Raw genomic sequence first — 20400 nt, 5'->3', positions numbered from 1 at the left:
TTAAAGGGGAACGTTGTGCCACATGTGATGCGCATACATTGGGGGATGTGTGTTGTCATCAAGGAGAGGATCATGTGCAATGTATAAAATTCTCGAGAAAAAACAATACTCAGAAAAAGTGTTTCAATTTCGCGTGTACGCTCCCGAAATTGCCAAACACGCTCATGCTGGCCAATTTTTAATGGTTCGTGCCGACGAAACGGGAGAGCGCGTGCCGTTTACGCTTGCCAACTGGAATGCGCAAGAAGGCTGGATCGAATTCATTTTTATGTGCATTGGGAAAACAACCTACCTGCTTTCACAATTTGAGGCAGGTCAGGAACTCCTTGATGTAACAGGCCCTTTAGGCAAACCAACAGAAATGCATGAAGGCCGCTGGGCAGTCATTGGCGGCGGCGTAGGATTGGCAATTGCTTTCCCCGTTGCAAAGCTGTTATCCAAAGCTGGATGCGAGGTACATGCTATTATGGGCGCGCGCTCTAAAGAACTTTTATTGTTAGAGCCGCAGTTCAAAGAGCTATTACCTCAAGACCATATTCACATTACCACCGATGATGGCTCATATGGCGAGCAAGGCGTAGTTACCGCTCCGCTTGAGCGTCTTTGCAGCCAAGGCGCTATCGACCGCGTTTTTTGCGTAGGCCCTGTTCCTATGATGCGCTTTTCGACCATGACCGCACAAAAATACAACGTTCCTATTATTGCGTCGCTTAACCCCATTATGGTAGATGGAACCGGAATGTGTGGTTGTTGTCGTGTTGAAGTGGGCGGACAAACAAAGTTTGCGTGCGTAGACGGCCCTGATTTTGATGCAACGCTTGTCGACTGGAATGACCTGCGCGCACGACTTGGCGCCTACCGACAAGAAGAAGCCGAATCGCTTGAAGCATACGAGGAAAAGAGTCAGTCATGCCCGAAGTAAAAGATCGTTGGATTCCCAACATGAAAGCCGATCGTGTGGCCGATAACGAAGAGCCTGCAGAACTTCGCGCAAAAGATTTTCGCCCTGTTGATAAGGGTTTTACGGTTGAAATGGCTCATGCTGAAGCGCAGCGTTGTCTTCGTTGTAAAAGGCCTCTGTGCGTAGAAGGCTGCCCCGTAAATATCAACATACCAGCATTTATACAAAAGATTTACGAAGGAAAATATGGCGAGGGCTTAGATATTATTCATGAACAGTCTTTGCTCCCTGCCATTTGTGGACGTGTGTGTCCTCAAGAAACACAGTGCGAAGGCGTTTGCGTGCGTGGGCGTAGAGGCAAGCCTGTTGCCATTGGTCAGCTTGAACGCTTTTTAGGTGACCGAAGTGAACTTGCTGGTGCACCCAAAATGAAGGCAAAAAATGGTAAAAAAGTTGCCATCATTGGATCGGGTCCTGCAGGTATAGCATGCGCTGGTGAACTTGCACGTAACGGCTTTGATGTCACCATTTTTGAAGCCTTTTTTACTGCTGGCGGTGTGTTGGTGTATGGTATTCCCGAATTTCGTCTTCCTAAAAAGATTGTAAAACGAGAGATAGATGGCCTTAAAAAACTGGGCGTAACGTTTGAATACAACTCGGTTATGGGTCGTTTGGCAAATGCGCAAGAACTTTTGGACGAAAAGGGTTTTGATGCGATATTTGTAGGAACAGGTGCAGGCTTGCCCAAGTTTCTTAACATCCCCGGAGAAAACTTACCAAACGTCTTTTTTGCTAATGAATATTTAACACGCGCAAATCTTATGCAAGCAAACAATTTTCCTACCTTTGACACGCCTACCAAACACGGCCGCAATGTAGTTGTGTTTGGTGGCGGAAACGTTGCTATGGATGCGGTTCGTACGGCTAAACGTTTAGGAGCCAAGCGCGCGATTATTGCCTATCGTCGTAGTGAAGAAGAAATGCCTGCTCGTAAAGCAGAACTCCACCATGCCAAAGCAGAGGGCGTTGAAGTAATGCCTCTTGTTGCGCCCGTAGAATTTATTGCAGGTGATGATGGCTGTGTTTGTGGGGTAAAGGTTCAAAAAATGCAATTGGGCGAGCCCGATGAATCGGGACGCAGACGCCCTATTCCTATTGAAGGCGCACTTGAAACCATAGCGTGTGATGTTGCTATATCGGCTATTGGTACTAACGCTAACCCATTTGCAAAACTTATTGGCGGCATGGAGCTTAATAAATGGGGCTATATTACTGCCGACGAAGACGGGCGCACGTCCAATCCGCGTATATGGGCAGGTGGCGACATTGTAACTGGTGCAGCTACGGTCATTTTGGCAATGGGCGCTGGTAAACGTGCTGCCGCTAGCATAACTAAGACTCTTCTCGCCTCATAAACACGCCTTTTGGGCATTCGCAGCAAGTTTGTGTAAATTTGGTTACTCGTGGTAGGCTTGTATAAAACTGCTACATGGTAGCATGCTTGCCGCTTTATCTTGTGTAGTGTGGTGCTTCATAATCACCTTGATACCTCGCGTTATCAAGGTGATTTTTTTCTTGACATATATAAATTGCTCCTGTATAAAATAGAAAAGGAGTTTATATGACATCACGCTCATTGATATATCGGCTTAATCTTATGCATAAAGTTTTCTGATACATTAAAACCGATTGAGGCGCTGCATACCCCAATCCCGTTGTAGGTACCTGGTGATGCTATGAAAACCAAGGCTAAACTCATTGAGGGCTTTGACTCCCGTTTATTGATAGGATATTTAAGTCCGTTAGTTTTTCTTACGAGCGCGTCAATTTACAGTGATTTACTCCACGTGATATATATACTTGCGATAAGTGCTTATGCACTCTACAGCTGGTATAAGCTATCCTGCGAAAGGTATAACAAAACGTATATTCATACCAAAGCAAGACGCCTTTTGGTAATGCTTCCCGTGCTTATAATCCTATCGGTACTTGCACATCTTGTCGATAGTATATGGACCGTTCCAGGCTACATTCTGCCATGCATCATGGGATGTTGCGCTTATGTATACGTAATTAACAAAAAATAGTAGAAAAAGCGCGAACACAAGCTCGTTATGTTTTGAACAAGACAAACGTTGTGGTGCCTACACTATGCAGTGCGCCACGACTCATCAGCAGGATTATCTCTAAACGCCAAAAGGCGAGCCTCATCGGCTGGTTGAATATAGTGTTCCTCAACAGCCACTTTAACCAAGGTGTCTAAATCACACAAACTTGTGTTGGTAACATGAGCTGCTGCCAAACGTTCGATACCTTTTTGCATGCCATAGGTAAATATGCTTACAATACCCAAAACATCGGCGCCGAACTCGCGTAATGGATTAACACAATCCAAAACGCTCCCACCTGTAGAGATAAGATCTTCGACAACCACACATTTTTGTTGAGGCTCAAGATGACCTTCAATTTGGTTTTTGCGGCCGTGATCTTTGGCAGAACCGCGAACATATCCCATAGGAAGCCCAAGCCTATCTGCTGCAATTGCCGCATGCGCAATGCCTGCCGTAGAAGTTCCCATAAGGATCTCTGTCTGAGGGTACAGCTGCTTAACCAGCGCAGCAAGTGACTCATCAACCAGCGTTCTGGTAGCAGGATAGCTTAAAGTTAAACGATTGTCGCAATAAATAGGGCTAATAATCCCACTTGCCCATGTAAACGGATGCGAAGGATTAAGGAACACGGCCTTCTCCGCCAACAGCGCATGAGCAATTTCTTGTTTTGTTGCAAGTGTAACCGATGCCATAGTTTATCTCCTCATAACTTATCGCCGTGCTTTAAGCAAAGCAAACAAATGTGCATTGTGACGTTTAACAAACGAAATAAATTTACCTTCTTGATAGCAAAGACGTGCATTTTTGCGCCTGATAGGAACAAGCATAAGCTCCATCATTTTAGAACGAGGATGCGCAAACATAACAGCTTTTTGAGCCTGCGACGTAGAAATCATATCTTTAATGTGCTGCAGCTTTTGGGGTACCGAAAGCGTACAAGCAGGATTGCAAACATTTTCGATACATCCAATAAGCCGCTCAATATAGCGTCTTTGAATCATCTCAAAGGCATGAGGTTCGTCGTGCAAATTCCAGTGTTGATATAAATCGCACATCCACGCGTGCTCTTCTTCGCGCTTTTGGTACATGTCTTTGCGCCAACGCGCGGTTTCAGACTCTTTACGTGCGCGAATAAAATGGTAGTACGGCTGCGACAATACGCCTACTTTTTCACAATCGCGAATATAATCAAGCACAAAAGGAAAATCATCCCAAAACGTATTACGAAAACGTGCATGTATTGCCTCTATGCGCTCGCGCAAAAAGAGCTTATTCCACGGCGTATAGAGCTGATTTTCATCAAAAAGTCGATATGCCAACAGCCTAAACTCGTCTCTAGAAGAAAAAACCTTTGTTTTGCAATGCTTGATTTCGGTTGTAAACTGATTATCGCGTCCATAATACGTATCAATATAAAAACCAGAGATTACCAGCTCAAGACCATGCTTTACGGCGTAGACATACATATCTTCTAGCATGTGATTGTCTGCCCAGTCATCGGCATCCATAAACATAACGTATGATCCGCGTGCTTTGTCCAACGCAAAATTACGAGCCGCAGGCGCACCAGCATTAGGTGTATGAAAAACGGTAATACGTGTGTCTCGCATTTCAAGGGCATCTAAAATGGCGCCCGTTCTATCGGTAGAACCATCATCTACAACAAGCAGCTCAAAGTTGGTAAGCGTTTGCTGCTGCAAAGATTCAACGGCACGCTGAACATACCCCTCTACATTGTATGCAGGCATGATAACTGAAATTTTAGGCGCTTTTGGAGCCATATTTCGTACTCCTATACACAAGCTCTATCCCTTATTGCACATCTAGTATGGAATACTTACGCCATAAAGTTGTGTTGAAGCAGTGAACAGCACGCGAATTACAAGACAAATACAAAATTCGATGAGCGTGTGAAAATGGCGCACGAAAATGTGTGTGCGTTGCAGCAACAGACGTTAAACGTGCGCTGTTTGATATATGTGCGCTGTCTTGTGAATGTGCATGTGTATCGCGTGCGTAGGAGCGTTGTATTGCACTTATGCGCGTAACATCGCGAATCAACGTACCCTAACTTTATTCATTGTTCCACGGCACCAGCAAGCCTGCAGGATAACCCACGTGCTCAAGCGTAAGACCTTGCGCAGGCGCAGTCATTGCCGCGGCGGTTCTGGTTTGTTGTCTTAACACATCCTGGATCCAATCGGGTTGGCGCGCGCCTCGGCCCACTTCTAAAAGCGAGGCGGTTATAATGCGTACCATATTATGCAAAAATGCATTACCCGTTATATCCAGGCGCAAAATCTGCTCGCCCACGATATAATCGCGAGAAACCTTAATGCTTGTTAAGCAGCGGTTAAGCGATAAACCTTGCTCCTCCAAGAGCTGCGCAGAGCTGGCTTTACAAAAACTTTTGAAATTATGCTCACCCGTGAGATACTCCCCTGCTTCGTTCATATCATCCATGCAAACATGAGGAATATTTTTTACCCACCATACAAATTCATGAGTAAGAATAGGCTTAAGCGGACCAAGTGCAATGCGATATGTGTAGCTTCGCTCGCGTGCGCTAAAACGAGCAGAAAAGTCGAGCGGAGCACGGTAAAGCGTTCTAATTGAGATGTCATCGGGACATAAGCCACTCAGTGCGCTCATAATTTTATGCTTAGACATGCCCAGCTCGCTTTGGGTGATAGGAAAGCTCACATACTGAGCGTGTGCGTGCACCCCAGCATCGGTTCTACCTGCACAAGTAAGCGTAATGCTTCGCCTTAAAAATGTAGAAAGGGCGCTCGTAAGGCAACCTTCAACACTTCGAACCGATTCATTTTGAGCTGCATATCCACAAAAATGAGTACCTACGTAGCCAAAACGTATAACAAGGGTTGCGACAAAGGGGCCAAATGCAGATGTGTGCGCGGCGCTTGTTGCGTCCTCATCAGCGCTTGCCAGCTCGATGGCAGATGTGGCACTCATTTCGCGCGGCGTGTCTGCTGTATGCTTATCGATCATAAAACCTCACTTATGCATTTTCGCTTATGCATTTTTACTTGTACATATTCACTTACGCGTGTCAATTACTCATGTCAATTATGCGTTTACGCGTAGGCGTTTAGAACACTATCAGTATGACACAGCCAATCACAAAAACACAGAGGTTACACGCCCATGCACCGCGCGCAAGAGGCCGCGGCAAACGTTGCGGCTGACCGTTATATCCATGCTCCTTCATTGACAACGCTTGAAGGGTTGACATCCTAAAAAACCGAATAACCAGTGGTACAAAGACGCTTATCCATGCGTTCAGACGCTTTTTAAGCGATACGTTATGAAACGCAACGCCTCGAATTTGCTGAGAAATCATCAGCATGCGCACCTCGCGCATAACGGGAGGAATAGAACACAACGTCATGGACATAATGAGTTCAATATGGTCAACAGGAATATGTAAAAATCTGAATGGCGATAGCAAACTTCGTATACAAATAACTGCATCAAGCACCGTAAACCGTGTTGCAATGCTTGTGCAAATCATAATCATGCATAAAATACGGCTTCCAACCATTGCAGTTCGTATAATGCCCGATATTCTAAACCCAAAGCTTCCCAGTATAACCATATCGGGAGTGCCAAAAACTAAGCCGTTAAAGAGCAGAGAGAGCACCGTAAACCAAACGAACGGTAGAAAAAAGATGGCTGTTTGCCGCGTAAAAATTTTTGATATATGCGCATATAGAAACGCTAGAGCAACACAAATCGCAAGGCCATACCATGTGTGAACGCACCACAGCAACACAAAAAATAGAAGTGATACACAGGTGATAAAGCGTATATCGCTCCAGGGCGCGCAGATATATGCCAAAAAGCCCGCAGGACGAGCAGGTTGTTCGTTTGTGTGGGTTTTAGAAACTATGGTGGTATCTTGTGTCATGGTTTGTCTCATCATGTGCGTTTTGCTTGCTACTGGTTGTGCTGTGCCGTAAGAAGCACCATTTTGCTTGCTGTTGGTCGTGCCGTGCTGCAAGCAAAACCGTTTTGGCCGCAGTTACAGCTCTCCCCTTTAGCACTTCTCGCGCCGAAATTTAAGCCGCCACGATTTCTCTTGCAGATATTGCACTATTTTAACGGTTACGTTCCAACACAGCATTGCCAATGCGGCAAAAACTATTGCTAGGAGTAATCCTGCTAATAATGCGTACACGCCCGAAACTTCATGGTCAAAAAATACAAACACCATGTCATTAAGCAAAGGGCTTGGCCAAACCCCCTTTATAAAACCTAGTGCGGCACACAAAATGCTCATCGCACTTGCAAAGCTAAATGATACCGCTAAAACCGCAAGCGTTGGAATAATCGAAATCCAAAGCATCGAGGCAAACGAATAAAATCCTAATACTTTCATGAATTGCGAAAGAGAAAATTCTTTATTTTGGACAATAGACGCCCCCATGTAATTCAAGGCAACAACTTTTGCCGGCTCCATTTCAGCAAGTATGTCTTCCTCACGCTGCCCATTATTCAAACGCTCGTAAAAAGAGCTTTTAAGCTCGCTTAATATATCCGTTTTTTCTGAAACAGGCATATGTATTAAATATCGATCTACCTGTGACAGGTATTTTTCGAGGCGCTTGCCAAGTTTTTTATTCATGATGTCCGCCTTTCTATGCATGCTGACAACTAAGCTATCTTTTAAGTGAAGTTACGTAATAACGAGCGCCCTGCAATCATCTGTCTAATTGTCGGCAACAGTGCTGTTTTGTTTGGTGGGGTCAACTCCTTGTTCATCGAGACTATCCTCTAACTATTGGCATTACTTGTCTTTAGTTTAGAAATGCTTTGAGTAAGCACGTTCCAATCACTATCTAATTGATTTACATACAAAGTGCCTGCTGGCGTTATCCGATAATACTTTCTAGCAGGAGTTCCTTCATCTACATGTTGCCAATAGGACTCAAGATAACCGTTTTTTAGTAATCTTCTGAGCAGCGGATAAATCGTGCTTTCCTTGGTCTTAAGCATGGGGTAGGCATTAAGCGTCTGGATTAAGTCATAGCCATAGCGATCTTTTTGAAGTATTAAAAGCATGAGGACATATTCCAATGTTCCTCGTTTGATTTGCGATACCCATTCCTCATTCATTGCAAAACCATCCTGTTTTAAGCCCATCGCATGTTGTCGTGCCTCTTAGTAAATGCGTTCTGTACATGTATTCTTAGTGTTGGTACAGACCCACACGCGCTTGGTGTATATGCATATTCGCAGTTAGTATAATACATTGTACCACACAGTATATCTTAGTCAATAGGTGTTATGCTGTGCATAGTTAAAAGATGAGAAAAGAAACGGCAATGAATGTACCCGCTAGCACTTCTCCAACAAAGCAGAAATCGCATAAAGAGGCACCAGATTTACCTCGCCCACATGTGCAAAATCTTTTTGGGAAAGAACATATGCACGCGCAATTATGCTTGAGTATTTTTTACAAAACGCCCTCAGAGATTCATACTTTCCCAAACCAGAAGACTTAACCTCAAACGCATGCACCTTTGTTCCACACGAGACCAAAAAATCAACCTCATAATAATGCGAGCTCTGATCCCTATCCCACGTATGATAAAAGAGTTCTCTTCCTGTTGAAGCGATAATTTGTGCTACTAGGTTTTCATACAAATAGCCCAAATTTGCTGGTAATTTATCTGAGAGCAGCTTTGTGTATATCTCGTTTTCTGCCTGCGACCTATCCGAAAACATGAGTGTTACAAATAAACCCGTATCTGCCAGGTAAAGCTTATAGCTATCTAAATCCTTAGTTTGCGAGAGGGCAACACTTGGGTCAGAGGAATTATAACAGGCAAGGACCGTGCGCGAATCTATGAGGTCAGATATCAGACGGTTATCAGAGTTTAAGCGCCTTTTACCCGTTGCAGAAGATATCCGATATTTCCTTGTGCCTCTAGCTAACTGGGCTGGAATGGAGTGAAAAAGCGTAGATAGCTTACCTGACGCATCAATTTTTCTAAAATCAGCTTCATAGAGTTCAATAATTTGTCGCTTTATGTGATCAATTGTTTGAAAATTCTTTCCATTCACATATGCTTCAACAGCTTGCGGCATACCGCCTACAGCCATATAAATACGTAGTTCACGCATAAGCTTGCGCGTAATATCACTGCCCACGTGCTTGCCTTGTGCATACAGCGTCCTAATTACCTCAAAGTTCTGCTGTGTTGCCCAACAAAACTCCTCGTAATCCATAGGATATACAGGAATCTTCATCTCTTCTGATGGAATAAGGATATCCTTTACATTTTTTTGTATAGAGATTAACGAACCCGTTTCTATCACATGATAGCGACCGTCTTTAACAAGATGTTTAACGGCCTGACGCGCACGCGGAAAAAGTTGCACTTCATCAAAAATCAGTGCAGATGCATGTTCATAAAGCGTCGTGCCTGTTGCGGCTTGCAGACGAATAAAAAACATATCCAAATCAGCAATGTCATCAAAACAAGCGAGCACTTCACGCGATACTTGAGAAAAGTCAATGAGAATGTAGGAGCGATACTCGTGGCTGGCAAAATGCCCGACAACGGTAGATTTACCCACGCGTCGTGGCCCTTCCAAAAGAGCGGCATAATGCGGAGCGTATGAGTTTTTCCACTCAAGTAATTTGTTGTAAGCTTTTCGCTGCATATACATAGTTTTTCTCGTTTCATTTACGTTTCTTCAAAGTCTTTTATGCCCAAAACCGACATTTCTTCAAGGTTATTTTAGCGAATTATCGACATTTCTTCAAAGTCTTTTATGTCCAAAACCGACATTTCTTCAATGTTTTGAGAAAAACGCTTACATGCTAGCGCGCGCGTACAAGCGCTTTCGTTTACAAACTTACCGAGTCGCGAACCACAAGGAGCTTATGAGGAATCTCTTCCCACTCGCTCATATGATGAGTAATCACCATAACACTTTTATGCTGATCTAACAGCATGCGAATTGCACGACGAACAAGGCGTCTACCTGCGCCATCTAATCCACTTGTGCACTCATCTAAAATATACACCGGCTTATCCAACGCCAAAATAGCGGCGATACCCACGCGTTTTCGCATACCACCAGACAGCTGATATGGATTGCACTCAAATGTGTCCGCGGGAACGCCTAACAGCGACAGCATCTTTTTTGCCTTATGCGTGGCATCGTTACAAGTAAGTCCCTGATTTTTTAGTCCAAAAGTGACCTCATCAAGCACCGTTGGACAAAATAGCTGGTCCTCAACACGCTGAAACATAAAGGCGCAATCTCCCAGCGCAACAGGCAGGCCGTTAAGCGTTACACTTCCCTGCTGTGCTTTACACGCACCAATAAGATTGAGCGCAAGAGTGGTTTTACCCGATCCCGAACTACCCACAACAATTGTTAATTCTCCTGGATATAACGAAAAATTATACGAAGAGGCGCTTTGAGCACTACGAGAGGATGGCGCGTCTCCTAAAAGCCGCGGCACAAGCTTAGATACAACCAGTGTGGGCTGTATGCGTGTTGAGCGATCGTTGTGTGCTCCCGTGGGCTGTGTGCGCGTTTCGTACCCCTCGGGCGTGCCTGTGGACTGTAAGCACGCGCCTGTGGCGTGAGGCCGCATTGGACGTTCGTAGCTCGCTCCTATAGGCTTTACGCGCGTTTCGTGCTCGTTGCGCGCTTCTGTGGCCTGAGACCGCCTCTCACACGCGTCAACTGCCAACAGCACCTCATTCTGCACATTCATAGTGCGCATATATGCGGATTCGTCTATAAAATCGGCATATGATTGCAAGGTAGGATTGGATAAAAACTCGGAAGGACTTACTACTGCGGCTATCTTTCCCTGATGAAGTACCGCAACCTTATCAACATATGTTAAATCTTGAGCATTATGCGTTATTTCTATCACGCCCAAAGGCGCTCCATCAAAGCCCGTCTTAACCAAATGCTCAATTGTTGCATGAAGTTGCTGCGATGAAATCGGATCAAGCTGTGAAAATGCTTCGTCTAACACAAGGTAGCGCGGATGAAGCGCCAGCGTAGCTGCAAACGCTACACGCTGCATTTCACCACCCGAAAGTGTATCGAGCATGCGCCCTGCAAGGTGCGAAATATGTGCAAACTCCAGAGCCTCTTTTACACGAGCGTGTACATCTTGCGCTGAAAGTCCTAAATTAAGAGGGCCAAACGCAAGCGTATCAAAAACAGAGGGACTTATGCACTGCGTATAGGGGTCTTGATGAACAAAGCCACAAAGGCGCGCACGAGTCAAAACATCAAGCGATTCGTTTGGAGTAATTGTATAATCATCAAGTGTTACATGCCCTGCTTGAAAAGGCATATGACCTGCAAGAACTTTAACAAGCGTAGATTTACCTGCACCGTTAGAACCCACAAGTGCTATACGCATACCCGATTTACACGTAAGCGAAAGGTCACGCAAAACAAAGGCGCTGTCGTGCTGGTAGCTACAAGTAATATGAGAACAACAGAGCGCCACAGAAGAACCTTTCGCATATAAAAACCAAGGGCATATATTATGCTATCTGATTATACGAATAAATGAGCCAATTAAAAAGCCACTGGAAAATAAAGTCTAGCCAAAAAATGAAGTTTAGCAAAATAAAAAAGACCTCGCAAAAACGAGGTCTTTAAAGGCGTTTTAACGTGAGGCGTACATTATGCCTCAGTTTTTTCGCTGTCCTTAAGCTTGAGCGTTCTCATCCTTTGAATCAGCTGATTCTTTGGTGTCTTGCGCTTTCTCAGCCTCTTGAGCCTTGGCAGGCTTAGCAACCTTTTCTACCTTGGTTGCAGGAGCTGCACTGGCAACGCTTTCGGTAACAACCTCAATGATAACAACTTCTGCGGCGTCACCCTTACGAGGACCAAGCTTCATAATACGTGTATATCCGCCTTGGCGATCAGCCCAAAGGCCTTGAGCAGCCTTTTCGAATACCTGACGTACAACTTCTTTGTCACCAACTTTGGCAATAGCCAGACGACGTGCATGAACGTCACCCTTCTTTGCCCAAGTGATAACCTTATCTACCTCAGGACGAATAGCTTTTGCGCGTGCTTCGAGCGTCTTAATACGGTCATTCGCAAGCAGGGACGCAATCAAGCTCCTTTTCATTGCTTTGGTATGGCTGGCATCAGTGCCAAGCTTCATACCTCTTTTTTTATTGTGTCTCATGGTCTAGTTTCTCCTCAATAGCACATTATTGTGGCTTAAGGCTTAAGTCCCAATCCTGCGTCCTCAAGCTTGTCGCGAACCTCTTCAATACTTTTTACACCAAAGTTGCGAATGTTAAGTAAATCGTTCTCAGAGAATTCTACAAGTTGACGAACATTATGGATGCCTGCGCGCTTAAGACAGTTGTATGAGCGTACGGACAAATCAAGATCCTCAATCTGCTTATCAAGCTCGGTGTTCTCTTCTTCCTCTTCGTTAGAGAAAATCGAGACATCCTCTTGTGGCTCTTCTTCGTCTTCGGCCAAATCCATGAACGCTGCCATGTGTTGGTTAATAATGTCTGCAGCTTCGATAACTGCATCACGAGGACTTATTGAACCGTTAGTTTCGATCTCAAGAATCAGACGGTCATAATTGGTGTGTTGACCAACACGACAAGGCTCAACAGTCTTTGCACAGCGACGAACAGGAGAGTAAAGCGAGTCAACATGAATAACACCAATGGGATCTTCATCGCGCTCGTTGTCGTCACCTGAAACATAACCGCGACCTACGCCGATGCGCATACGCATTGCCAGGTGGCCGCCCTCGCCCAACGTGCAAATAACATGATCTTTGTTAATAAGCTCAAATTCAGCAGGAATCTTAAAATCTCCACCGGTAACAGTGCAAGGACCGTCAATAGAGATTGAAGCTTCTGCCGTTTCACCTGAACCGTTAGCGTGAAATACCAAGCCTTTTACGTTAAGCACAATGTCGGTAACGTCTTCATATACGCCATCAACCGTTGAAAATTCGTGCTGAACACCATCAATGGAAATAGCTTCTACAGCTGCACCTTCAAGCGAAGATAACAGCACACGACGCATGGAGTTACCCAATGTGTCACCATAGCCACGCTCCAATGGTTCAACATTGACTCGAGCAAGGTTTTCGGATATATCCACCACACTAACCTGTGGACGGATGAATTCTGACATGAATACCTCCTGCCAATCAGGTTACTTAGAATAGAGCTCAACGATGAGCTGAGCATCGATATCAAGGTCAATTTGGTCGCGTACAGGAATTTGAAGAACTTTACCTTGAAGCTTTTCTACATCGACCTCAAGCCAAGCAGGAACTGCCATACGCTCAGAAACGATAAGAGACTCCTTAATAGGAAGCAAATCTTTTGCTTTAGAGCTAACAGCAATAACATCGTCAGCCTTTACCTGATAAGAAGGAATGTCTACACGTTTACCGTTAACGGTAATGTGTCCGTGACGAATTGTTTGACGAGACTCTTTACGAGTACGGGCAAAACCAAGACGGAATACAACATTATCCAAACGGGTTTCTAACAAACTCATAAGGTTATCACCAGTAATACCCTCAGCCTTCATAGCTTTGGTGTAATAACCGCGAAACTGTTTCTCAAGAATACCGTAAATAAATTTAGCTTTTTGTTTTTCACGAAGCTGAGTACCATACTCGCTCAACTGACGACGACGTTGTCTTGGTTGACGATTGGACTTCTTGTTAATTCCCATAACAACTGGTTCAATCTCGAGTTGACGGCATCTCTTGAGGACAGGGGTCCTATCAATTGCCATAGTTACTGTCCTTCCTTATTACACGCGACGACGTTTGCATGGACGGCAACCGTTGTGCGGTACAGGTGTTTTATCCTGAATACCAGAAACTTCAAGTCCGGCTGCCTGAAGAGAACGGATTGCGGTCTCGCGACCAGAACCCGGTCCTTTGACGAATACTGCTACTTTATGAAGACCGTGCTCCATAGCAGCCTTTGCGCATGCTTCAGCAGCAACTTGAGCAGCAAATGGAGTTGACTTACGAGAGCCTTTAAAGCCAACAGTTCCGCCTGATTGCCAAGCAATAACGTTGCCTTGGGGATCAGTAATAGAAATAGTTGTGTTATTAAATGTGCTCTTGATATGAGCTTGACCAACTGCGATATTCTTACGCTCAGAGCGACGAATATGCTGGGTCTTTTGATTTTTCTTTGGCATAATCTACTCCTAGGCCTTCTTCTTAGCACCAATTTGACGTCTCTTACCTTTACGGGTACGAGCGTTTGTATGGGTGCGCTGACCGCGTACAGGAAGACCCTTACGATGGCGAAGGCCGCGATAGCAACCAATCTCCATCAGGCGAGCAGTGTTTTGCCTTACTTCACGTCGTAAGTCACCTTCAGTGGTGAAGTTTGCATCGATATAGTCACGAAGCTTGGTAACTTCATCCTCTGTAAGATCCTTAACGCGAGTATCTGGATTAATACCGGTCTCGGCACAAACTTTAGTAGCTCTTGTTTGCCCAACACCGTATAAATACGTTAGACCGACTTCTACACGCTTGTCGCGTGGAAGATCGACACCGTTAATACGTGCCAACTTCGAGCTCCTCTCTTAGCCCTGACGCTGCTTGTGGCGAGGGTTCTCGCAGATCACGTAAACCTTGCCATGACGACGAATGACTTTGCATTTGTCGCACATCTTCTTTACCGAAGGGCGTACCTTCATCTTAAACTTCCTCCCAGTAGTACGAATAAACTGGTAGCAACAGATGCGCTTAGTACAAGCATCTGTTTATAAACGCCCAGCCGCAGGCGAAACAACTGCCGTGATGTAACGGGGTTATTTGTAGCGATAGGTGATACGACCTCTGGTGAGGTCATACGGAGATATTTCTACCGTTACCTTATCGCCAGGCAAAATACGAATATAATTCATGCGTATCTTACCGGAAATAGTACAGAGAATGGTTTTACCGTTTTCGAGCTCTACATTAAACATTGCGTTTGGTAAAGGCTCCAGCACTGTGCCTTCAAGCTCGATTCCGTCTTGTTTACTCACCGTACCTACTTTCTTCTTACAAATCACAGCGATCATTTATCATACATAAAATCAGCACGAATGGAAATAGCAACACGTATTGTACACAATTACACAAAAGTCCTACAGACTTTCTTCTTATGTTACTCCGCATGCACCCCAATCGCGTGCGCGCTCGTCTTTTGACTCACAACTTTTATGAGTCAGATTCGCCGCCTTGCATAATACAATCGGCACCAAGATCATCGGCCGTTAAAACAACGGGACCATCTTTGGTAATGGCAAGCGTGTTTTCATAGTGGGCAGCAATTTGACCATCATCGGTTACAACGCCCCACCCATCGGGCAACGTATGGCTTGCATAATCTCCCAGCGTAATCATAGGTTCAATAGCAATAACCATACCTATCTGCAGTCTTACACCACGTCCCTTTTTACCGTAATTAGGAACATTGGGATCTTCGTGCATGTCGTGTCCAACACCGTGGCCAACATAATCGCGCACAACACCATAACCATGCTTTTCTGCCAAACTTTGTGCAGCAAATCCAATATCGCCCAGATGATTTCCAGGAATAGCCTGTTCAATGGCGTCGTGAAGACAGTCGCGTGTAATTTCACACAGTGCTTTTGCCTCGTCGCTTACTGCACCTACATAAAATGTCCAAGCATTATCACCAACCCAACCATCAACGGTAGCGCCCGTATCAATGGAGATGATATCGCCTTCTTTAAGTACTGTGCTCGGAGAAGGAATACCGTGAACAATTTGATCGTTAATAGAAGAACAAAGCGAAGCCGGATATCCGTAGTAACCCTTAAACGTAGGAATTCCGCCATGCAGACGAATAAAGTTTTCTACCGCGCTGTCAATTTCTTTGGTAGTAACGCCAGGTTTTACCAGCGTTCCTGCAAAGCGCAAAGCTTCTTTGGAAAGTTTTCCTGCACGCTTCATCTCTTCAATTTCTTGCGGACTTTTAATATGGATCATAAGGAAAGGAGCTCTTTGACACGCGTAAATACCTCATCAGGGTCAGCGGCTCCGTCCACCTCCTTGAGTTTAGACTGAGCTTTGTAATAATCAACTAAAGGAGCAGTTTGGGTTTCATAAGTTTCAAGGCGCTTTTGAATAGTTTCGGGCTTATCGTCATCGCGTTGATACATCTGACCGCCACAAGCAGGACAAACATCACAGCCAGCAGGAGCGGTATAAGCACAAGCGCGGCAAGTTCTGCGCGAGCTCAGGCGCTTAACAATTAAGTCTTTAGACACATTTACATAAAGCGCACCATCAAGGGTTTTACCAAGTGTTGCAAGCTCGGCATCCAAAACTTGAGCCTGGTCGCAATTGCGTGGAAAACCGTCAAGCAAAAATCCCTTTTCTACATCGTCATGCGAAAGGCGTTCTTTAACCAGCCCAATTACAAGCTCATCGGGTACAAGCTTTCCCGCCTTCATATAAGACTCGGCTTGACTCCCCAATTCTGTATGAGCCGAAACCGCACTTCTAAGTAGGTCTCCTGTAGAAATATGAACAAAACCAAATTCAGCAACAAGCTTTTGCGCTTGTGTACCTTTTCCTGCACCAGGTGCACCGAGAAGTACTAAATTCATAGGATTCAACACCTTTCGATTGTTAAACAGATATGACTAATGTAACACGTTTTTTAGCTTAAACACACGAAGATTGAGATTTTTCAAAAGCGTACAACCTCACTATCAGTTTATGGGATCTAGCGTGGTTGCTCTGCGCAAAATACAGGGATTAAGGTTAAAACTCTCGAATAATAGGCCCCATCATGTACTCAGCCAACAAAAAAGCGGAGCCATAAGCTCCGCTTCATAATCTTATGAGTGTGCCAATAGAAATGCACTCTATGGTACCCAGCAACTCTAATGGAAAAGTCCCTCGTAATTGTGCATTTTGAGCTGGCTTTCAAGCTGAGAAATTGTATCCATAGCAACGCCAACCATAATAAGCACCGAAGTACCACCAAACGCTTGCAACAACGTATTCCCCGTAAACCTAAACATAATAGAAGGAATAACAGCAATTGCAGCCATAAACAGTGCACCAGGTAACGTAATGTGATCCAACACATCTTTAATATATGCAGCCGTTGCGCCACCAGGGCGAACACCAGGCACAAATCCGCCTGCTTTTTTTAGCTGGTCTGCAGTTTCATCGGGGTTAAATACCATAGCAGTATAGAAATAGGCAAAAAATACGATAAGTACAACCGATAATACCCAGTTTACCCAGCCCGTAGAAAGGGAGTTAGCAAAAGCCTGGATCCAGTCAACACGCGGGAAAAATACTGCAACCTGAGCAGGCATATATAACAAAGCAGAAGCAAAGATAATAGGAACAACGCCTGCCGTATTAACCTTAATAGGAAGGTAGGTAGATTGACCACCCATAATTCGTCTTCCCATCACGCGCTTAGCATATTGAACAGGGATACGACGCTGGCCACGCTCAATGAAGATAATAATGGGGATAATAGCCAAAATAACAAGAAGCGTAACAAGTGTTGTTACCATTCCAAAGGTAGAGGTATTAACCGACGAGGTAAGTGCAGAAGGAAGGCCAGCCATAATGTTAGCAAAGATGATAAGTGACATTCCGTTACCAACACCGCGTTGCGTGATAACTTCACCAAGCCACATAATAATCATGGCGCCAACGAGCAAGACTCCTACGATGATAAACGCTTCGATATATTCAGGAAAACCAAGGTTTGAAAAACTAATTCCATAACTCTTGAATAAAAAGTAATATCCAACCGCATTTACCAACGCCAGAACAACCGTAAGATAACGCGTATACTGCGTAATCTTACGTTGTCCTGATTCGCCTTCTTTTGCAAGCTCTCCAAGTGAAGGTATAACCGCCTGGAACATCTGCAAAATAATCTGAGCCGTGATGTACGGCATAATTCCTAAACTAAAAACAGAAACGCGAGAAAGAGCTCCACCAGAAAAAAGATTGAGTACAGCTACTGCACCACTACCAGCGGAAGCCTCTTGAAATGCCTGGAGCATGCGAGCAAACGGCACACCAGGTGCAGGTAAATATGCGCCAAAACGATAAAGCAACAGGATTGCCACTGTAATGAAAATCTTGTTTCTTAATTCCTTGATGCGAAATGCGCTCGAGATGCCCTTAAACACGCTTACTCGACCTTTCCTCCGGCTGCCTCAATTTTTGCTTTAGCAGAAGCAGAAACCTTATCAACAGATACGGTAAGTTTCTTAGAAAGTTCACCGTTACCCAAAACCTTAACAGGAATATAGGTGTGTTTAATTACACCTTTTTGTACTAATGCTTCGTCGTTTACGGTTTCGCCATCGGCAAACAAGGTGTTCAGACGATCAACATTAACAGGTGTGTATGCTACACGATTGTGATTAGTAAAACCGGGAAGCTTAGGCAAACGCATAGCTAAAGGCTGTTGTCCACCTTCAAATCCGGCTCCTTTACCGCCACCAGCACGTGAAAGCTGACCTTTAGTACCGCGGCCAGCAGTTGTTCCAAAACCAGAAGAGTTTCCGCGACCAATGCGCTTACGTGATTTCTTGGAACCTTGTGCAGGACGAAGATCATTGAGTTGCATATGTCTTGCTCCTAGTTCTCTTCAACCTCAACAAGGTGCTTTACCTTGAAGATCATTCCACGGACGCTTGGGTTATCAGGGAGAACCGAAACGTCACCAATTTTACGAAGACCCATTGCACGACAGGTCAATGTTTGATCTTTTTTCACAGATGCAACAGCACTGCGAACAAGCTTAACGCTTACTTTTTTATCAGCCATGGTGCTTAGGCCTCCTTTCCATTAAACATCTCTTTTACGCTCATACCACGACGAGCAGCTGCTTCCTCAGGGCTTGTTAAGGATTGCAAGCCTTTTGCAGCAGCTTTAATCATGTTAAGAGCATTGCCGGTACCCAATGACTTAGACAGTACATTGGTAATTCCTGCCATTTCGAACAGAGGACGAACAGGACCTCCAGCAATAACACCAGTACCAGGCACAGCAGGTTGAATCAATACACAACCAGCACCATAGTGCTCTTTAACAGCATGAGGAACTGAACCATTTTCTGTGATAGGCACATGGAACATGTTCTTTTTTGCATCGTCCACAGCTTTTTGAATTGCTTGTGGAACCTCGGCAGACTTACCCATACCAATACCTACATTACCCTTGCCGTCTCCTACAACAACAAGTGCAAGTAAGGACATACGACGTCCACCTTTTACAGTTTTAGATACGCGATGGATGTAAACTACGCGCTCCTGAAGCTCGGAGTCATCCTGGCGCTTACGATCACGTGGCATTCAAATTCCTCCTAGAACTTCAGACCCGCTTCGCGGGCACCTTCTGCCAAAGCCTTAATACGACCATGGTAAATGTGTCCACCACGATCAAAGGTAACTTCTTTTACACCAGCGCTTAATGCACGCTCGGCAACAAGTTTACCTACAAGCTCTGCAGCTTCTTTATTTGAACCAACTTTTACTTGACTTTTAATTTCTGCGGTTAAGGTAGAAACAGCGCAGATTACCTTAGCATCACAGTCATCAATAACTTGAGCGTAAATATGAGCGTTTGTACGATGCACGCTCAAACGAGGACGCTCAGCTGTTCCAAATACCTTGGAACGAACACGGCGTTTGCGGCGTTTAAGACCCGCAAGCTTAGCCTGGTTCTTGTTCATACTTTCTCCTTCAACATGCCGCTACCTAACGGGGTAACAGACTTCCTAGGTGAAGTAAAACTACTTAGCAGCCTTACCAAGTTTTCTGCGAATGTGTTCGCCTTCGTAGTGAATACCTTTACCTTTGTAAGGCTCAGGAGGACGCTTAGAACGAATTTCAGCAGCAACTTGACCAACTTGCTCCTTAGAAATTCCCTTAACAACAATGTGAGTGTTATCGGGAACCTCAAATGACATTTCGGCTGGGCAAGGATAAATAACTGGGTGCGAGTAACCTAGAGATAAATCCAAGTCTTTACCTTTAAGTGAAGCACGATAACCAACACCAGCAAGCTCAAGACGCTTCTCAAAACCTTCCGAAACACCGATTACCATGTTGTGAAGCAGGGTGCGTGTTAAACCTTGTTGAGCGTTGGCTTCTACCGTTGGCTCAGCGAGCTCAACTAAAAGCTCTTGACCCTCTTCTTTAATTACAACGAGCTTTGAAAACGTACGCTCAAGCTCGCCTTTGCTGCCCTTAGCAACAACGTGAGTTCCGTCAATGGTCACCGTTACACCGGCTGGAACCAAGACAGGCTTCTTACCAATACGAGACATTGTCTGCTCCTATCCAGATGAGTAA

25 protein-coding genes are annotated in these 20400 nt (G+C 44.8%); 2 read left to right on the top strand and 23 right to left on the bottom strand.

What is annotated here, in order from left to right; translation table 11 throughout:
• Window positions 1-79 precede the first annotated feature (79 nt).
• Together AC1DBT_RS02235 and gltA are read left to right on the top strand one after the other, a co-directional pair.
• Window positions 80-922 (top strand): sulfide/dihydroorotate dehydrogenase-like FAD/NAD-binding protein, encoded by an 843-nt coding sequence (locus tag AC1DBT_RS02235; RefSeq protein WP_311431167.1) that lies wholly within the window; start codon window positions 80-82, stop codon window positions 920-922.
• On the top strand, window positions 910-2316 hold the full coding sequence (gltA, locus tag AC1DBT_RS02230; protein ID WP_311439008.1) for an NADPH-dependent glutamate synthase: 1407 nt from the start codon (window positions 910-912) through the stop codon (window positions 2314-2316). Before AC1DBT_RS02235 ends, gltA begins: the two co-directional genes overlap by 13 nt.
• Window positions 2317-3050: 734 nt before the next feature.
• On the opposite strand, the gene pyrE is transcribed toward gltA, so the two are convergent.
• The 23 genes from pyrE to rplF all read right to left on the bottom strand — a co-directional run bounded on the left by pyrE (window position 3051) and on the right by rplF (window position 20375).
• Window positions 3051-3704, bottom strand: coding sequence for an orotate phosphoribosyltransferase (gene pyrE, locus AC1DBT_RS02225; protein WP_311439009.1), 654 nt, complete (start codon window positions 3702-3704; stop codon window positions 3051-3053).
• A gap of 18 nt (window positions 3705-3722) precedes the next feature.
• Window positions 3723-4793, bottom strand: coding sequence for a glycosyltransferase family 2 protein (locus tag AC1DBT_RS02220; RefSeq protein ID WP_061103253.1), 1071 nt, complete (start codon window positions 4791-4793; stop codon window positions 3723-3725).
• Window positions 4794-5085: 292 nt separating this feature from the next.
• Window positions 5086-6021, bottom strand: coding sequence for a tRNA pseudouridine(38-40) synthase TruA (gene truA, locus AC1DBT_RS02215; protein WP_480018401.1), 936 nt, complete (start codon window positions 6019-6021; stop codon window positions 5086-5088).
• Between the two features lie 100 nt (window positions 6022-6121).
• Complete coding sequence (locus AC1DBT_RS02210) at window positions 6122-6940, bottom strand: energy-coupling factor transporter transmembrane component T family protein (RefSeq protein ID WP_480018400.1); 819 nt, start codon at window positions 6938-6940, stop codon at window positions 6122-6124.
• A gap of 129 nt (window positions 6941-7069) precedes the next feature.
• Window positions 7070-7657 carry an HAAS signaling domain-containing protein gene (locus AC1DBT_RS02205; protein ID WP_061103255.1) on the bottom strand — a complete coding sequence of 196 codons (588 nt, stop codon included), beginning with the start codon at window positions 7655-7657 and terminating at the stop codon, window positions 7070-7072.
• A gap of 149 nt (window positions 7658-7806) precedes the next feature.
• Window positions 7807-8175, bottom strand: a complete 369-nt coding sequence (locus tag AC1DBT_RS02200) for a PadR family transcriptional regulator (RefSeq protein WP_420027560.1) — start codon at window positions 8173-8175, stop codon at window positions 7807-7809.
• Between the two features lie 195 nt (window positions 8176-8370).
• On the bottom strand, window positions 8371-9708 hold the full coding sequence (locus AC1DBT_RS02195) for an ATP-binding protein (RefSeq protein WP_480018399.1): 1338 nt from the start codon (window positions 9706-9708) through the stop codon (window positions 8371-8373).
• Between the two features lie 181 nt (window positions 9709-9889).
• Complete coding sequence (locus AC1DBT_RS02190) at window positions 9890-11527, bottom strand: ABC transporter ATP-binding protein (RefSeq protein WP_480018398.1); 1638 nt, start codon at window positions 11525-11527, stop codon at window positions 9890-9892.
• A gap of 204 nt (window positions 11528-11731) precedes the next feature.
• A complete protein-coding gene (gene rplQ, locus AC1DBT_RS02185) occupies window positions 11732-12220 on the bottom strand; it encodes a 50S ribosomal protein L17 (protein ID WP_006302406.1) in 489 nt (162 codons plus the stop codon).
• Between the two features lie 35 nt (window positions 12221-12255).
• A complete protein-coding gene (locus AC1DBT_RS02180) occupies window positions 12256-13200 on the bottom strand; it encodes a DNA-directed RNA polymerase subunit alpha (RefSeq protein WP_006302405.1) in 945 nt (314 codons plus the stop codon).
• Window positions 13201-13221: 21 nt separating this feature from the next.
• Window positions 13222-13815, bottom strand: coding sequence for a 30S ribosomal protein S4 (rpsD, locus tag AC1DBT_RS02175; protein ID WP_006302404.1), 594 nt, complete (start codon window positions 13813-13815; stop codon window positions 13222-13224).
• A gap of 18 nt (window positions 13816-13833) precedes the next feature.
• Window positions 13834-14232: a 30S ribosomal protein S11 gene (rpsK, locus tag AC1DBT_RS02170; protein WP_006302403.1), complete on the bottom strand. Its 399-nt coding sequence runs from the start codon at window positions 14230-14232 to the stop codon at window positions 13834-13836.
• A gap of 9 nt (window positions 14233-14241) precedes the next feature.
• Complete coding sequence (gene rpsM / locus AC1DBT_RS02165; RefSeq protein WP_006302402.1) at window positions 14242-14613, bottom strand: 30S ribosomal protein S13; 372 nt, start codon at window positions 14611-14613, stop codon at window positions 14242-14244.
• A 15-nt stretch (window positions 14614-14628) separates the two neighbouring features.
• Window positions 14629-14742 (bottom strand): 50S ribosomal protein L36, encoded by a 114-nt coding sequence (gene rpmJ / locus AC1DBT_RS02160; protein ID WP_002563183.1) that lies wholly within the window; start codon window positions 14740-14742, stop codon window positions 14629-14631.
• A gap of 114 nt (window positions 14743-14856) precedes the next feature.
• A complete protein-coding gene (gene infA / locus AC1DBT_RS02155; RefSeq protein WP_010241555.1) occupies window positions 14857-15075 on the bottom strand; it encodes a translation initiation factor IF-1 in 219 nt (72 codons plus the stop codon).
• Window positions 15076-15250: 175 nt separating this feature from the next.
• Complete coding sequence (gene map / locus AC1DBT_RS02150) at window positions 15251-16045, bottom strand: type I methionyl aminopeptidase (protein ID WP_480018397.1); 795 nt, start codon at window positions 16043-16045, stop codon at window positions 15251-15253.
• Window positions 16042-16668 carry an adenylate kinase gene (locus AC1DBT_RS02145; protein ID WP_464362127.1) on the bottom strand — a complete coding sequence of 209 codons (627 nt, stop codon included), beginning with the start codon at window positions 16666-16668 and terminating at the stop codon, window positions 16042-16044. The genes map and AC1DBT_RS02145 overlap by 4 nt, the downstream gene beginning before the upstream one ends.
• A gap of 279 nt (window positions 16669-16947) precedes the next feature.
• A complete protein-coding gene (secY, locus tag AC1DBT_RS02140) occupies window positions 16948-18228 on the bottom strand; it encodes a preprotein translocase subunit SecY (RefSeq protein ID WP_061103260.1) in 1281 nt (426 codons plus the stop codon).
• A 2-nt stretch (window positions 18229-18230) separates the two neighbouring features.
• A complete protein-coding gene (gene rplO, locus AC1DBT_RS02135) occupies window positions 18231-18671 on the bottom strand; it encodes a 50S ribosomal protein L15 (protein ID WP_480018396.1) in 441 nt (146 codons plus the stop codon).
• An 11-nt stretch (window positions 18672-18682) separates the two neighbouring features.
• On the bottom strand, window positions 18683-18871 hold the full coding sequence (gene rpmD / locus AC1DBT_RS02130) for a 50S ribosomal protein L30 (RefSeq protein WP_006302396.1): 189 nt from the start codon (window positions 18869-18871) through the stop codon (window positions 18683-18685).
• 5 nt (window positions 18872-18876) lie between these two features.
• The gene (gene rpsE, locus AC1DBT_RS02125) at window positions 18877-19398 is read right to left on the bottom strand and encodes a 30S ribosomal protein S5 (RefSeq protein WP_006302395.1); all 522 of its coding nucleotides are present in this window, start codon (window positions 19396-19398) and stop codon (window positions 18877-18879) included.
• 11 nt (window positions 19399-19409) lie between these two features.
• Entirely contained in the window at window positions 19410-19778 is a 369-nt protein-coding gene (gene rplR, locus AC1DBT_RS02120; RefSeq protein WP_006302394.1) for a 50S ribosomal protein L18, read from the bottom strand.
• Between the two features lie 60 nt (window positions 19779-19838).
• Window positions 19839-20375 carry a 50S ribosomal protein L6 gene (gene rplF / locus AC1DBT_RS02115; protein WP_480018395.1) on the bottom strand — a complete coding sequence of 179 codons (537 nt, stop codon included), beginning with the start codon at window positions 20373-20375 and terminating at the stop codon, window positions 19839-19841.
• Window positions 20376-20400: the final 25 nt, after the last annotated feature.

The organism is Fannyhessea sp. C0108B2, assembly GCF_056583915.1.
Note: the sequence above shows the minus strand (reverse complement) of the source record. Positions and strands in the feature narration are given on the sequence as shown.